Annotated in this window: 11 protein-coding genes; 9 read left to right on the top strand and 2 right to left on the bottom strand. The window is 42.3% G+C overall.

What is annotated here, in order from left to right; translation table 11 throughout:
- Positions 1 to 51 precede the first annotated feature (51 nt).
- Entirely contained in the window at positions 52 to 3,726 is a 3,675-nt protein-coding gene (purL, locus tag ACXYMT_RS11275) for a phosphoribosylformylglycinamidine synthase (protein ID WP_459059221.1), read from the top strand.
- Positions 3,727 to 3,781: 55 nt separating this feature from the next.
- Here purL and ACXYMT_RS11270 read toward each other — a convergent pair whose 3' ends face one another.
- The gene (locus ACXYMT_RS11270; protein ID WP_459059220.1) at positions 3,782 to 4,372 is read right to left on the bottom strand and encodes a DUF4136 domain-containing protein; all 591 of its coding nucleotides are present in this window, start codon (positions 4,370 to 4,372) and stop codon (positions 3,782 to 3,784) included.
- A gap of 196 nt (positions 4,373 to 4,568) precedes the next feature.
- On the opposite strand from ACXYMT_RS11270, the gene ACXYMT_RS11265 reads away from it, so the two are divergent.
- The 5 genes from ACXYMT_RS11265 to ACXYMT_RS11245 all read left to right on the top strand — a co-directional run bounded on the left by ACXYMT_RS11265 (position 4,569) and on the right by ACXYMT_RS11245 (position 10,848).
- Complete coding sequence (locus ACXYMT_RS11265; RefSeq protein ID WP_459059219.1) at positions 4,569 to 5,747, top strand: class-III pyridoxal-phosphate-dependent aminotransferase; 1,179 nt, start codon at positions 4,569 to 4,571, stop codon at positions 5,745 to 5,747.
- A 78-nt stretch (positions 5,748 to 5,825) separates the two neighbouring features.
- Positions 5,826 to 7,601 carry an AMP-dependent synthetase/ligase gene (locus tag ACXYMT_RS11260; protein ID WP_459059218.1) on the top strand — a complete coding sequence of 592 codons (1,776 nt, stop codon included), beginning with the start codon at positions 5,826 to 5,828 and terminating at the stop codon, positions 7,599 to 7,601.
- 132 nt (positions 7,602 to 7,733) lie between these two features.
- The gene (locus ACXYMT_RS11255) at positions 7,734 to 8,813 is read left to right on the top strand and encodes an SGNH/GDSL hydrolase family protein (protein ID WP_459059217.1); all 1,080 of its coding nucleotides are present in this window, start codon (positions 7,734 to 7,736) and stop codon (positions 8,811 to 8,813) included.
- Between the two features lie 5 nt (positions 8,814 to 8,818).
- Entirely contained in the window at positions 8,819 to 9,817 is a 999-nt protein-coding gene (mgrA, locus tag ACXYMT_RS11250; protein ID WP_459059216.1) for an L-glyceraldehyde 3-phosphate reductase, read from the top strand.
- Positions 9,818 to 9,954: 137 nt separating this feature from the next.
- Positions 9,955 to 10,848, top strand: coding sequence for an SMP-30/gluconolactonase/LRE family protein (locus tag ACXYMT_RS11245; protein WP_459059215.1), 894 nt, complete (start codon positions 9,955 to 9,957; stop codon positions 10,846 to 10,848).
- Between the two features lie 4 nt (positions 10,849 to 10,852).
- Here ACXYMT_RS11245 and ACXYMT_RS11240 read toward each other — a convergent pair whose 3' ends face one another.
- Positions 10,853 to 11,824, bottom strand: a complete 972-nt coding sequence (locus ACXYMT_RS11240) for a type I phosphomannose isomerase catalytic subunit (RefSeq protein ID WP_459059214.1) — start codon at positions 11,822 to 11,824, stop codon at positions 10,853 to 10,855.
- 162 nt (positions 11,825 to 11,986) lie between these two features.
- On the opposite strand from ACXYMT_RS11240, the gene ACXYMT_RS11235 reads away from it, so the two are divergent.
- From ACXYMT_RS11235 to ACXYMT_RS11225, 3 genes are all read left to right on the top strand, one after another.
- Positions 11,987 to 12,739, top strand: a complete 753-nt coding sequence (locus ACXYMT_RS11235; protein WP_459059213.1) for a hypothetical protein — start codon at positions 11,987 to 11,989, stop codon at positions 12,737 to 12,739.
- Positions 12,740 to 12,943: 204 nt separating this feature from the next.
- Positions 12,944 to 13,384 (top strand): MarR family winged helix-turn-helix transcriptional regulator, encoded by a 441-nt coding sequence (locus tag ACXYMT_RS11230; protein ID WP_459059212.1) that lies wholly within the window; start codon positions 12,944 to 12,946, stop codon positions 13,382 to 13,384.
- A 42-nt stretch (positions 13,385 to 13,426) separates the two neighbouring features.
- On the top strand, positions 13,427 to 15,832 hold the full coding sequence (locus ACXYMT_RS11225; protein WP_459059211.1) for a 3-hydroxyacyl-CoA dehydrogenase/enoyl-CoA hydratase family protein: 2,406 nt from the start codon (positions 13,427 to 13,429) through the stop codon (positions 15,830 to 15,832).
- The last annotated feature ends 35 nt before the right edge of the window (positions 15,833 to 15,867 follow it).

Below are 15,867 nucleotides of genomic sequence, written 5' to 3'. Positions count from 1 at the left end.
GGCAAAAAATGTAAATTTGCGTACTTACAACAACACACAAAACCACAAGGAATGATCCTATTCTTCGGAAACAAGCCTAACAAGGTGTATGCGGTTCAAACCCACAAAGCACTTTCGGCTGAAAACATAGTCAAATTGAACTGGCTTTTTGGTAACGCACAATATTTAGACAAATCTGCCCTGGCAGATTTTTTTGTTGGTCCCCGTGCCGCCATGATCACTCCCTGGAGTACAAACGCCGTTGAGATCACCCAGAACATGGGGATTGAGGGCATTCTTAGAATAGAGGAATTCATTGAAGTTGACGACAATTATCATGATTTTGACCCTATGCTCTCCCAGCTCTACAAGGGTCTTGATCAGGATATTTTTACCATTAATATCGAACCTGAACCTATCAAGGAAGTAGAGAACATTGCTGCCTACAACAACAAAGAAGGACTGGCACTTAATGATGAGGAGGTTCAATATCTTGAAGATCTTTCCAAAAGGATCGGCAGGAAGCTTACAGATTCTGAGGTCTTCGGATTTTCTCAGGTGAACTCCGAACACTGCCGACATAAGATCTTCAACGGTACTTTCGAGATCGACGGAAAAGCCAAACCTGTGTCCCTATTTAAATTGATCAGAAAAACTTCCGAAGAAAACCCGAACGACATAGTTTCGGCATATAAAGACAATGTGGCTTTTGTCAAAGGACCAAGAGTGGAGCAGTTCGCACCACAATCGGCAGACAAACCTGACTTCTATAAAAAGAAAGATTTTGATTCGGTTATTTCCTTAAAGGCAGAAACACATAATTTTCCGACCACCGTAGAGCCATTTAATGGGGCTGCAACCGGAAGTGGCGGGGAGATCCGCGACAGGCTTGCAGGCGGAAAAGGTTCACTTCCGCTTGCCGGAACAGCGGTTTATATGACCTCTTACTCCAGGCTTGAAGAGAACAGATCGTGGGAAAATGCATTCCCTGCAAGACCGTGGCTTTATCAAACTCCGATGGACATTTTGATAAAGGCCTCGAACGGAGCTTCAGATTTTGGAAATAAATTCGGACAGCCGCTTATCGCAGGTTCGGTACTGACGTTTGAACATTCCGAAGATCGCAGAGCGCTGGGTTACGATAAGGTGATCATGCTTGCCGGCGGAATTGGTTATGGTAAAGCCGACCAGGCGATCAAAGGAGCTCCAAAAAAGGGAGATCAGATCGTTGTTTTAGGAGGAGAGAATTACCGGATTGGAATGGGCGGTGCCGCAGTTTCTTCAGCAGATACAGGGGAATTCAGCAGCGGTATTGAACTAAATGCGATCCAGAGATCAAATCCTGAAATGCAAAAACGTGCTGCAAACACCATCCGCGCGATGGTGGAAGCAGATGAGAATACAATAGTTTCCATACATGATCATGGTGCCGGCGGACACCTCAACTGTCTTAGTGAACTGGTGGAAGACACCGGCGGAAACATCGATCTTGATAAGTTACCGGTGGGAGATCCAACCCTTTCGGCCAAAGAAATTATTGGAAATGAATCGCAGGAGCGAATGGGGCTGGTAATTTCTGAAGAAGATCTTCAGCAAATGAAAAGGATCGCCGACAGAGAAAGAACTCCGTTATACGCAGTTGGTCATGTGACCGAAGACCGGCAGTTTACCTTTGAAAGCAAAAAAACTGGTGCAAAACCAATGGATCTTGCACTGGGAGATATGTTTGGCAGCTCGCCGAAAATGATCATGAAGGACAAGACCATCGACAGGAAATATTCTGAAGTTGAATACAAACAGGAGGATCTTCATAAATATCTTGAGCGGGTACTGCTCCTGGAGGCTGTAGGCTCAAAAGACTGGCTTACCAACAAAGTAGACCGTTGCGTTACCGGAAGGGTCGCCAAACAACAAACTGCAGGACCTTTGCAGTTACCACTTAACAACTGCGGAGTAATGGCCCTGGATTATAAGGGTAAAGAAGGAGTTGCGACTTCAATTGGGCACTCCCCTGTTTCGGCCCTGATCGATCCTGTTGCAGGTTCTAAGAATTCAATTGCCGAAGCTCTTACTAATATAGTTTGGGCGCCTCTCGAAAAAGGTCTAAAATCGGTTTCCCTTTCTGCAAACTGGATGTGGCCGTGTAACAATGAAGGTGAAGATGCAAGACTTTACGAAGCGGTGCAGGGAGTATCAGACTTTGCAATAGCATTGGGAATAAATGTTCCCACCGGAAAGGATTCTCTTTCCATGAAACAACGATACGAAGACGGAAACGTGCTTGCACCGGGAACGGTTATTATTTCGGCTGCCGGTCATTGTGATGAGATCACGAAAGTGGTCGAGCCTGTACTTCAGAAAGATGGAGGTGGTATTTATTACATCAATTTTTCACAGGATACATTCAAGCTGGGAGGATCTTCCTTTGGGCAGATACTGAATAAAATCGGTAGTGAAGCGCCAACCGTTAAAGACGATGAGAAATTTGCAGCTGCCTTTAATGCTGTTCAGGAATTGATAAGACAGGATCTCATCCTTGCCGGACACGATGTCGCTTCCGGTGGACTTATCACTACTCTTCTGGAAATGTGCTTTGCCGATGTTGATCTTTCCGCAGAAATCAATCTTACGAAGCTTGGGGAAAAAGACAGTGTAAAACTGCTGTTTTCAGAGAACTCCGGAATTGTTTTTCAGGCAAAAGACACATCCGTAGAAGACATTTTAAAGGAGAAAGGAATTGAATTCTTTAAGATCGGGAAAGCAACTGAAGGAAAGACATTAAAAATTAAAAACGGGGATCAAAATCTAAAATTTGATATTCCAAAGCTACGCGACACCTGGTCGCGAACTTCTTTCCTGCTGGATGAAAAGCAAAGCGGAAAGGACAACGCTGCCGAGCGCTACAGGAATTATGCAAAACAACCTTTGCATTTCAGGTTTCCTGAAGGATTCACCGGGAAACTACCAGCCTCCCCCAGCCCCTCCAAAGGAGGGGAGCGAATTAAGGCTGCCATAATTCGTGAGAAAGGTTCAAATTCAGAAAGAGAGATGGCATACGCCATGGACATGGCCGGATTTGATGTAAAAGATGTCCACATGACCGATCTAATTACCGGACGTGAAACTTTGGAGGATATTCAATTTATCGCTGCAGTGGGCGGTTTCTCGAATTCAGATGTTTTGGGAAGTGCAAAAGGCTGGGCAGGAGCATTCTTGTACAACGAAAAAGCCAAAGCTGCTTTAGATAATTTCTTTGCACGTGAAGACACTTTATCTCTCGGAGTTTGTAATGGCTGCCAGTTATTTATTGAACTTGGATTATTACATCCAGGTCATGAAGAGAAGCCGAAAATGTTGCATAACGAGTCGCATAAATTCGAATGTAATTTCACCTCTATGGAAATTTCAGAGAATGATTCTGTGATGATGCACTCACTTTCCGGCAGCAGGCTGGGAATTTGGGCAGCACACGGGGAAGGGAAATTCAGCTTTCCTTATGAAAGTGAAAAATACCAGATCATTGGTAAATATGGATACGAGACTTACCCTTCAAACCCCAATGGATCGCACTATAACACGGCAATGATCGTTAGCGACAACGGCCGTCACCTGGCGATGATGCCACACCTGGAACGTTCAACTTTTCCATGGAACTGGGCGCATTATCCAAAAGAGAGAAAGGATGAAGTAACGCCATGGATAGAAGCCTTTGTAAATGCCAGGAAATGGCTTGAAGAAAGACAGTAAAAACAAAAAGTCCGGAAGCAGATCCGGACTTTTTACTTTTAGCTACCATTTAAAATTATTCACTCAGAGGATACTCCTCAAAAATATCATTTACAAGATCTCTTATTCCCTGGGTTGATGTTTGTTCCCCAAGAGTCTCACTAGCTACTCCTTTCCAGACTGTATTCCGGGTTTCCCTGTCAACAAGATTTATTACAACAGTTCCCTCTTCATAGGCATAAGTATCTATATCATAACCCACAATATTATTATAACCGGCATAACCGGGATAATAGTAATCATTATAGAATGGGCTTACTGTAGTCATTCCCGGCGTGTAGGGATAGGTAGCGTAAACGGGATCTGTAGTAGTGGTTACCTCAGTATCAGTGTCAGTACTTATCAGCACAAGTAAATCGGGGTTTTGGCGGTCCAGATTATAACCTTCCTGGCGAAGATTTGTATTTACAGCTTCAATAACCGCACGGCTCACCTCACCCGAATCCATTCTAAGTCCTTCGGCATTCACATTTGAATTAGGCAGATAGGCAAAAGTGTCATATTTGTCAAGATCTACACTAGCTGTTTTTGATGTACTTACTCTGGGTCCACAGCTCAACAATAAGCTTCCTATCATCAATAATAAAATTAGGTTCAATTTCTTCATAGCTTTCTGTTTTATAGTTTCAATAATAATATATAGAATTAAAATACTGAGGTACAGATGTTTAACTCATTTATAAGAAGTTTAACCAGAAAATTGCCCATTCTTATAAAAAAAATGCAAGAACGCAGGAAATGATTTCACCTTTTTATAACAGAATTTGATCAATTGAAGTTTTACCTTAAAAAGAAAAATAAAGATGACAAATAGAGAAAAAGATGAAAAATTCTTCGGCCGGGGCAATCCTGCGATGGAACTGGAAGTAGTTAAAGCAGAAGGCAGTTACATATATGGCGCCGATGGGAAAAAATATGTGGACTTTCTGGGAGGCGCCGGAGTTGGGAATCTTGGTTGGGGAGTAAAAGAAATTGAAGATGCCATAAGGAACAAAGAAAGACCGTCATATGTCTATCCCAACTTCAAATATAAACCCTGGTCTGAACTGGCTGAATTACTTGCAAAGATCACTCCCGGCAATCTACAGAAAAGTTACAGGATGACCGGAGGATCTGAAGCGGTAGAAGCAGCCTTGGAAATGGCTACCATGTTCACCGGCCGAAAAAAGATAGTTTCAATTGAAGGCAGCTATCACGGAAATACCATGGGAGCTTTAAGTATAGGAGCGTCAAAAAAGCAGAAACCTTTCCCCAACCTTCTGGATGGGTGCCAAAAGCTGCAGCTGCCATTAAACAAGGATAGACTGGAGGAGGTAGAAAGATTACTTTCTTCAAAAGAAGTAGCTGCTGTTATTATGGAGCCTGTCATCATAAATCTTGGGGTTATCATTCCTGAAGTAGATTTCATGAGTGGACTTAACCGGATCTGCAAAAAAACAGGCACTCTCTTGATCATGGACGAAGCCATTACAGGTTTCGGCCGAACCGGCAAAATGTTCGCCTCAGAACATTTTGACATTCAGCCGGATATCCTGTGTATGGCAAAAGCAATAACAGCAGGACACGCAGGGATGGGAGCTGTGATCACTACAGAAGAAATTGATAAAAAAGTAGGAGGCAAAATAGGGTTGTATTCTTCATATGGATGGCATCCCGTTGCCGTTGATGCTTCCTTAGCTGCTTTGCATTATCTTCAGGAGAACAGAGAGCGACTTTTTGAGAACATTCAGCAACTTGAAGAGACATTCAAAAAAGGCATTTCGGGAGTGGAATTTGCTGAAAGTCCGGAAGTACGCATCATGGGAGCTGCAATTGGAGTAGACCTGAAGGACGAGGATTATGCTTCCGAAGTAAAGGAAAAAGCCCTAGAACATGGCCTTCTAATAAATACCGAAGGTTCTTCTCTCCTATTCCTTCCCAATTTTCAAATGAGTGCTGAAACTGCAGTTGAGGGAATAGAATTATTAAAAACTTGTGTGTAAAAAAGTGATTTTTGAAATTTTATTTGAATTACATGCTTCTTTTGCTATTTTGCATGAAGTATTGTAACAAATCAATAAATGATCGAAATAAAAAGACTTTTTGATTTTCCATATTTTCAGTTGGAAAATGCGCCCCGGGATAAGTCCCTGGTCACCAAGTATAACGGGAAATGGGAAGCTCTTTCTTCACAGGAGTATGTCGACAAGGCAAATGCTGTGAGCCGCGGATTACTTCGCCTGGGAATACAACCAAATGATAAGATCGCTGTCATCTCTACCAGTAATCGCACAGAATGGAACGTTCTGGACATCGGGATCCTTCAGGTTGGTGCCCAAAATGTACCTATTTATCCTACCATTTCTGAAGAGGATTATGAATATGTGATCAATCACAGTGAAGCCATCTATTGTTTTGTTTCAGACAAAGAGATCCTTGACAAGCTCAATTCCATCCGAAGCAATACACAGCTCAAGGGAGTTTACACCTTTGATGAAATTTCGGGAGCCGATAACTGGAATGAAGTGCTCAAGATGGGGGAAGACAAATCCAATCAGAACGAGGTTGAGGCAAGGAAAGATGCTGTTAAGGAAGATGATCTCGCAACTCTTATCTACACCTCGGGAACTACAGGAAGACCGAAGGGGGTGATGCTGAGCCATAAAAATATTGTCAGTGATGTTCTGTTGAGTTCAGACAGAGTTCCATTTGAATTTGGAACTTATACAGCACTTAGTTTTCTACCTGTTTGTCACATCTTCGAAAGGATGATCCTGTATCTATATCAATATTATAGTGTATCTATTCATTTTGCTGAATCTATTGAAAAGATCAGTGACAACCTGAAGGAGGTTAAACCTCATGTGATTTCAGCTGTACCGAGACTACTTGAAAAAGTTTACGATAAGATCATAGCAAAAGGATCTACAGTAGGCGGAATAAAGCAGAAACTGTTTTTCTGGTCTGTGGAGCTGGGGCTGGAATATGAACCCTATGGGGCTAACGGCTGGTGGTATGAGACTAAGCTGAACATCGCCCGGAAACTTGTATTTTCAAAATGGAAGGAGGGTCTTGGCGGTAGGATAGAATTGATCGTTTCGGGAAGTGCAGCTTTACAACCTCGTCTTGCGAGAGTATTTGCAGCGGCCGGTATTCCTGTAATGGAGGGTTACGGACTAACAGAAACTTCTCCGGTTATCTCCGTAAATGACCAGCGAAACGGCGGATTCAAAATTGGAACAGTAGGACGGGTCCTTAAAGACGTAGATGTGAAGATCGCCGAAGACGGTGAGATTCTCTGCAAAGGTCCCAATGTAATGCAAGGCTATTATAAGGAACCCGAGAAAACCAAAGAGGCCATCAATGAAGACGGTTACTTCCACACGGGAGACATTGGTGAACTTGATAGCGACAACTTCCTAAAGATAACCGACCGTAAGAAAGAAATGTTCAAGACATCGGGAGGTAAATATGTTGCTCCGCAAGTGATCGAGAACCAGATGAAGCAATCAAGGTTCATAGCAGAACTGATGGTGGTTGGGGAAGGAGAGAAAATGCCTGCCGCTTTAATTCAGCCCGACTTTGAATTTGTTCGGGAATGGGCAAAGAGAAAACATATCGAAATTGGCCCAAGCAATGCCGATCTTATCGCTAATGAACAGGTAAAGGCACGGATCCAGGAAGAGGTAGATTTCTACAACCAAAAATTCGGAAGCTGGGAAAAGATCAAGAAATTTGAGCTTACACCGGATGTTTGGAGTATTGAAGGAGAACACCTCACTCCTACTATGAAGCTTAAACGCCGAAATATTATTAAACTTTACCAGAATCTCTACGACGGGATCTACGAAAGATAATCTTGAAATTTTTATTTGGAAATGTCCGGCCTCTGTGCCGGATATTTTTTTTGTACAATGTCAAGATTTGCAGAAATTGGTAAAAGAGGATCTACAGGAATGCCGTAAATTAGGGTTCCAAAAAAGCAATAAATGCGGCTCATCTTTTTTTCCTTCCTTACATTCCTGCTCTTCAGCTGCAAGTCTGAACAACTTCCGCAGGATCAATATTTTGAATCTCAGGATAAAGTTTTTACTTATTCAGGGCGCATTTTAAAAAGTAGCGAAGGCACAAAATTGATCACCTCGGCATCTTCAGTAAAAGCCGATGTCTATGGAGACACAGTTACCGTTTTCCTCAAAACCAATGATTCTATCCATCACTATGTTGCCGTAGAATTGAATGGAGAATACAAAGGGCGCTATAGAGTTTATAAAGACACGTTGAAGTTTGCGCTTCCAAAGGCAGATTCAGCAAACACCATTAGCATTTACAAAGAAACTGAAGCCGCCAATGGATCTTTGATCTTCAATGGTATGCGGGCTAAACAAATTACTGAAACACCCAAAAAGAAGCGTGCGAAGATAGAATTCATCGGGGACTCCATAACTTGTGGAATGGGTGCCGACACTAATAAAACCGGGTGTGAGCAAGGAGAGTGGTTCGACCAGCATAGCGCTTACCTGGCATATGGACCACGCGTAGCACGGGCTCTGGATGTAAATTACGAGGTGAATTGTGTTTCGGGAATGGGAATGTATCGAAATTGGAACGATGAGAACGAACCTGTGATGCCTGAGGTTTATCCATATCTCCACCTTAATGGGGAACAGGGAAAAAGAGCGGAGATCAATAAAGAAAATGCGCCACAAGTGGTGAGCATAGCACTTGGCACTAATGACTTCTCTTTGGGTGACGGTGAGAAAGAGAGGCTGCCATTCAATTCCAAGAATTTTAAACAGAATTACGTTGATTTTGTAAAAAAGATATTCGACACCTACCCCGAAACCAAGGTCGCTTTACTCTCCAGTCCTATGCTAGGCACCGGAGAAGGACAGGAATTAGTAAAAATTCTTAAAGAAATTAAAGAGGAATTAGCAGACCATCCAATTGAGATTTTTGAATTCGGAACTATGGATCTCACCGGCTGTTCAAATCATCCTGGTGTCAAGGATCATGAATTAATGGCAAAAAAATTAATCCCTTTCTACAGGAAATTGCTCAACATATAATAATTATGAATAATTACATCGCGGCTGAAGACCGCTACGAGAAAATGCAATACCGTCGCTGCGGAAGAAGCGGAATAAATTTACCCTTGCTTTCCCTTGGCCTGTGGCACAACTTTGGAGATACCACCAGCTTCGAAAATTCCCGGGCTTTACTGCGAAAAGCCTTCGATAATGGGATCACCCATTTTGACCTCGCCAACAATTATGGCCCGCCTTACGGTTCGGCAGAAACGAATTTTGGAAAGATCTTTAAAGAGGATTTCAGGCAATATCGAGATGAGCTGCTCATTTCCACCAAAGCCGGTTGGGATATGTGGCCTGGACCTTATGGAAATTTTGGTTCCCGAAAATACCTTATCGCAAGTCTCGACCAGTCCTTAAAGCGAATGGGACTTGATTATGTGGATATATTTTACCATCACCGTCCAGATCCTGCAACCCCGCTGGAGGAGACCATGGGAGCTCTGGACCAGATCGTTCGCCAGGGAAAAGCTCTTTATGTTGGTGTTTCACAATATTCAGCAGGGCAAACAGCCAAGGCAGCAGAAATCCTGCGGAATCTCGAAACTCCGTTCATTATACACCAGCCCCGCTATAATATGTTCGATCGCTGGGTAGAAGATGGCCTTATGGACACCCTTGAAAAAGAAGGATTGGGAAGTATAGTTTTTTCTCCTTTAGAACAGGGCGTCCTTACTTCCAAGTATCTCAAAGGTATTCCCGAAGATTCTCGGGCTGCAGTAAAAGGCGGATATCTGGATAAAGAGAAGATCACCCCCGAAGTATTGGAGAAAGTAAAACAACTCAATAAAATTGCCGAAAACCGTGACCAAAGTCTGGCGCAAATGGCAATTTCTTGGCTTTTGAAAGACCCAAGAGTGACCTCAGTCCTTATAGGCGTAAGCCGGGTGTCTCAGTTGGAGGATAATCTGGCAGGATTAAAGAATCTAAAATTCAGTTCCGAAGAACTTGAAGCAATTGAGAATATCCTTAGGGACGTATAAATAATAGGATAACTCTTAGAAGCTAATCTCTTCTGAAAAACAGGTCTCAAAAATGGCTTTTTTGGAAGGTATATAATTAAGGATTTCCTGAAGTAGAATTCGGGAAATCCTTATCTTTTGATTTCAATTGAAGACTTATGAAAATCACGTCCCCATTACTTTTAGTTACTGTACTTTTCAGTTTTTCGGGAGTCTCCCAGGAAAATGATTTAATTGCTGAAGGTGCTCAACCTGAACTTATTGCAGATGGTTTTGAGTTTACCGAAGGTCCTGCGACCGATGCTGAAGGCAATGTATATTTTACAGATCAGCCTAACAACCGCATTCACAAATGGTCGGCTAAAGAAAATGAAGTGACTGTTTTTATGGAAGAAGCAGGTCGTTCTAACGGATTGTACTTTGATGCTGAAGGAAATCTCTTTGCTGCTGCCGATAAACATTCAGAACTCTGGAAGATATCCCCTAAAAAGGAAGTCTCTGTCTTGCTGGAAGGTTTTAGAGGTAAAAGGTTCAACGGACCAAACGACCTGTGGATCGCCCCCAACGGCGGAATCTTCTTCACCGACCCTTTCTACAAAAGACCTTACTGGAGTCACAATGAACAACCTATAAAGGATCAGCGGGTCTATTACCTCACTCCAAATCGCAAAGGCTTATTCATTGCTGCCGAAGGCCTTATGAAACCGAACGGGATCATTGGAACTCCCGATGGAAAAACACTATACGTCGCCGATATTGAGGATAACAAGACCTGGAGCTACAGCATAGGCGCAGATGGAAAACTGGAGAGCAAAACCCTCTTCACAGAGCTTGGATCTGATGGAATGACAATGGACGAGCAGGGAAATCTATATTTGACAGGTGACGGGGTAACTGTCCTCAATAAAGAAGGAGAGAAAATCCTTCACATTCCCATAGACAAAGAGTGGACCGCAAATGTCACTTTTGGAGGGTCAGACAATCAGACTTTATTCATCACCGCTATGGATTCGGTATTTGGCCTGAAGATGAACGTAAAAGGAGCTAAATAATTGATTAAACAACGAATACTTCAAGCAGTTCAGCAGCTTCAGCCGAGATCTTCACTTCGTTATTTTCTGCCGGAATAAGCAAGGTTTCTCCCATAGAAATCCTTTCGGAATTTTCCCCAATTGAAACTTCAGCTTCTCCTTCTACACACATATAGATCACAAAAGAATCCAGGTGAGAATAATTTTTTGAGATGCTTCCGTTTATCGGGAGAAAATTGGTGGTAAAATATTCGCAGCTGGCAATGTTAGTGGAATGGTTTTCTACACTTGTGTATTCCCTCTTAAAATCCTCTTTTTTCTCAAAATCTATAGCGTCTAGAGCAAGATCTGTATGAAGCTCCCGGGGTTGTCCTTTATCGTCAACCCTATCCCAGTCATAAATACGATAAGTTATATCTGAAGTCTGCTGAATCTCCGCCAGTAAAACTCCGGCGCCAATAGCATGAACTTTTCCGGTGTTGATGAAAAAGGAATCTCCTTTTTTTACTTTTTCGAAATTGAGGAGTTGGGTGATCTTTCCGGAATTGAGATGCTCCAAGTATTCTTCCTTAGAAATGCTCTTTTTGAAACCTACATTGATCTCTGCACCTTCATCGGCTTGCATGATATACCACATCTCTGTTTTTCCAAAAGAATCATGTCTCTCTTTTGCGATCTTGTCGTGAGGATGTAACTGAACTGAAAGATCGGTTTTGGCATCGATGAATTTTATCAATAACGGAAATTCAGCTCCGAAGGTCTGAAAGTTCTTTTCTCCTAAAAGCTTTTCCTGATACTCCTCTAAAAGGTCATTTAAATTTTTGCCTTTTAGGGAACCATTTGCAACCACAGAGATATCTCCTTTTACTCCGGAAATTTCCCAGCTCTCACCGAGATTATTTTTATTTGATTTCTTCTGAAGGATCTCTCTGAGTTTGTCGCCACCCCATATCTTTTCTTTTAGGATAGGTTCAAACTTTATAGGATAGTTAAGCATTATAAATTTTTTACCGGCCCAAAGATAGTAAATGAGGAAGTCCCACAGGTAATGATATACAATCCTGATTTGCGGAAAAGCAGAAAATTCCTTCTGCTCAAAAATGGGATTTTCCTATGGAATTTATTTTTTAGGCCTATCTTCCCCTCCCGCAAGTTTTCAATGAGAAAATATTTTCTGATATTATTATTTCTCCAGGCCTATATCATGAATGCCCAGGAAAGGGTACAAATAAATGGCCTTGTGAAGCAGGATAGCATTCCGCTGGGAAATGTTCATGTAAAGAATGTTTCTTCAGGAAAATTTTCTGTTTCCAATTCTTCAGGAGAATTTTTACTCAGCCTTCAGCAGGGAGATACTTTAGTTCTATCCCATATTGGGATGAATGATCTAATTCAGTTCACTAAAGAGGAAGATCTACGGCAGCAGGTGCTAGTCTTTAGGATGACCGAAAGTTCCAGCGAACTACGGGAAGTCGTGGTAGATGAAACTTCAGAAATCAATGCCGTTTCTCTGGGGATCATTCCGAAGAAAATTAAAAAACTTTCGGTCAATGAACGCAGGTTAAAAACTGCGGGAGATTTTAAACCGAAGCACCTTCTAGGCATCATTGGTGGCGGAGTATCTTTTGATGCCATTCTAAACGCCATTAATGGCCGGACAAAAAAGCTCAAGCGAAATGTTGAGATTGAAAAAAAGCAAAGAAATATTGCATTTTTGGAGATCCATTACTTGAAATATTTAAAGGAGGAAATGGAACTAACAGAGCAGGAAGCGCAGATGCTCATTGGCTTTGTAATTGAGGACGAAGAACTTACCCATATCATAGATTCCAATATAGAGGCCAGAATGCAACTTTACCTGCACGGGATGTGGTTTAGACTGAAGGAGGAAAAAACCTCCTCAACAAATTGATCCCTAAGATCCCGGGGTGCAGCAATGGGCTGGATTGCACACACATCTACCATTGCAGTTTCACAGCTAATTTCTTGTTAAACTCTTCAAAATTAAGATGCTTTTTTCTACAATACCTATTATTTTAAGAGAGCTGTTTCGAAGTCGAAAATTTTATACATTTGCTATGCGTGCATAATAAAATTTTCATAACTTTGGAATCCTATGAAAGAAAAGACCATTGATTACGTCCTTCGAGCCACCTGGATCTCTATTGCAAAAATGTATAATGAGGAGGCCGGTAAGGAAGGAAGTACTATGGCCACAGGCTTTGCTCTATTGAGTATCGATCCTGAAAAGGGAACTCCCTCCACCTCCCTTGGCCCTAAAATGGGGATGGAAGCCACAAGCCTGTCGCGCACCTTGAAAACCATGGAAGAAAAAGGACTTATCCTTAGGAAGAAGAATCCTGAAGATGGCCGCAGCGTATTGATCCACCTTACAGACTTTGGGAAGGAAATGCGCGATTATTCCAAAAAGGTGGTGCTAACATTTGATGAAGCAGTACGAAAGGAAATTCCTGAAAAGGACCTGGATAAATTCATTGAGGTTGCACAAAAGATCATGGACCTCATTCATTCCAGGAAGATCTATAACGAACCATAAATATCACTTGCAGAAAGTGATCCATAAAAATTAATTAACAACATGAAAAGACGAATCAACAAAGTTGCAATAATTGGCTCCGGAATTATGGGTAGCGGTATTGCCTGTCACTTCGCCAATATTGGAGTAGAGGTGCTATTGCTGGACATCGTACCACGAGAGCTGACCGACAAGGAGAAGAAGCAGGGTCTTAGCCTGGAAGACAAGCAGGTGCGCAACCGCATTGTGAACAATTCGCTACAGGAAACGCTCAAATCCAAGCCTTCTCCTATTTATCATAAAGATTTTTCAAAGCGTATCAAGACCGGAAACCTGGAAGATGATATTTCAAAAGTATCTGAAGTAGACTGGATCATGGAAGTGGTAGTTGAACGTCTCGATATTAAAAAACAGGTATTTGAAAACCTTGAGAAACACCGCAAACCGGGAACGCTGATTACAACCAATACCTCGGGAATTCCAATTCAACAGATGAACAAAGGACGAAGTGAGGATTTTAAAAAACACTTCTGCGGAACCCATTTTTTCAATCCGCCGAGATATTTGAGGTTGTTTGAGATCATTCCGGGACCAGATACTTCTGAGGAAGTCCTGGAATTCCTGAATGAGTACGGTGAGAAATTCCTTGGAAAGAAATCGGTAGTAGCTAAGGATACTCCGGCTTTTATTGGAAACAGGATCGGGACCTATAGTATTATGAGCCTGTTCCATATGGTGAGGGAACTGGATCTTACCGTAGAAGAAGTTGATAAACTGACAGGACCGGTAATAGGAAGGCAAAAATCTGCCACTTTTCGCACCGTAGATCTCGTTGGTCTTGATACTCTAAAGCATGTTGCCGAAGGTTTACACAAAGGAGTGCCTACCGATGAAGAGCATGATCTTTTCGCCATGCCCGACTACATCAACACCATGGTTGAGAATGAATGGTTTGGTAGCAAAAGCGGACAAGGATTCTACAAAAAACTGAAGAAAGATGATGGTTCGAGTGAAATTCATTCACTGGATCTTAAGACTCTCGAATACAGGCCTCAGAAGAAGGCATCTTTTGCCACTCTTGAACAGACCAAGAGCATTGACAAAGTAGAAGAACGATTCAAGGTTTTGGTTGGCGGAAAAGACAAGGCAGGAGAATTCTATCGCAAGAACTTCGCCGCCATTTTCTCTTATTCTTCAAATAGAATACCCGAGATCACCGATGAACTTTATAAGATAGATGATGCTATGAAAGCCGGGTACGGCTGGGAACATGGACCTTTTGAGATCTGGGATGCTGTTGGTGTCGAAAAAGGCATTGAGATCATGAAGGAGGAAGGTCGTAAACCGGCCGACTGGGTGAATGAAATGCTTGAAAAAGGCAACAAGAGCTTTTATACTGTTAAGGATGGTAATACCTGGTATTATGATATAACAGCAAAAGAATATAAGAAGATCCCGGGACAGGACGCATTTATTATTCTTGACAACATCAGGGAATCCAAAAAAGTATTCAGCAACAGCGGAGTTGTTGTCGAAGATCTAGGGGATGGAATTTTAAATGTGGAATTCCGAAGCAAGATGAATTCTATTGGTGGCGATGTACTAGATGGTTTGAACAAAGCCATTGACATGGCCGAAAAAGAGTATCAGGGACTGGTAGTTGGCAACAGCGGAAAGAACTTTTCTGTGGGTGCCAATATCGGAATGATCTTTATGATGGCTGTAGAACAGGAATATGACGAGCTGAACATGGCGATCAAGTATTTCCAGGATACCATGATGAGAATGCGCTACTCCTCTATTCCAACAGTTGCGGCGCCTCACGCCATGACTTTAGGTGGTGGATGTGAACTTTCACTTCATGCCGATAAAGTAGTAGCTGCAGCAGAAACTTACATTGGACTCGTGGAATTTGGAGTCGGGGTGATCCCGGGCGGAGGTGGATCTAAAGAGATGACCCTTCGTGCAGCTGATACTTTCCAAAAGGATGATGTGGAGCTAAACCGACTTCGTGAGCATTTCCTAACAATTGGAATGGCCAAAGTTTCGACCTCAGCTTATGAAGCTTTTGATCTCAATATCCTTCAAAAAGGAAAAGATATAGTGGTAGTTAATCCTGACCGTCAGTTGGCAATAGCCAAAAAACACGCCTTGCTAATGGCTGAAAATGGATATACCAAACCAATTATGAGACAGGACATAAAAGTTCTCGGTCGTCAGGCACTCGGAGCTTTCTACGTGGGAACAGATCAAATGTTCGCCGGAAAATACATCAGCGAACACGACAAGAAGATCGCCAACAAACTTGCCTACGTTATGGCCGGTGGAGATCTTTCTGAAAACTCATACGTAAGCGAACAATACCTGCTTGACCTTGAAAGAGAAGCATTCTTATCGCTTACGGGAGAAAGAAAGACTTTGGAGAGATTGCAGCACATGTTGCAGAAGGGGAAGCCTTTAAGAAACTAATCGTATAGTGTATAATGTAGATTGTATACTGTAAA

This window comes from Salinimicrobium sp. CAU 1759 (assembly GCF_054482715.1).
The sequence above is the reverse complement of the archived record's forward strand: the minus strand, read 5'-3'. Positions and strand labels throughout refer to the sequence as shown.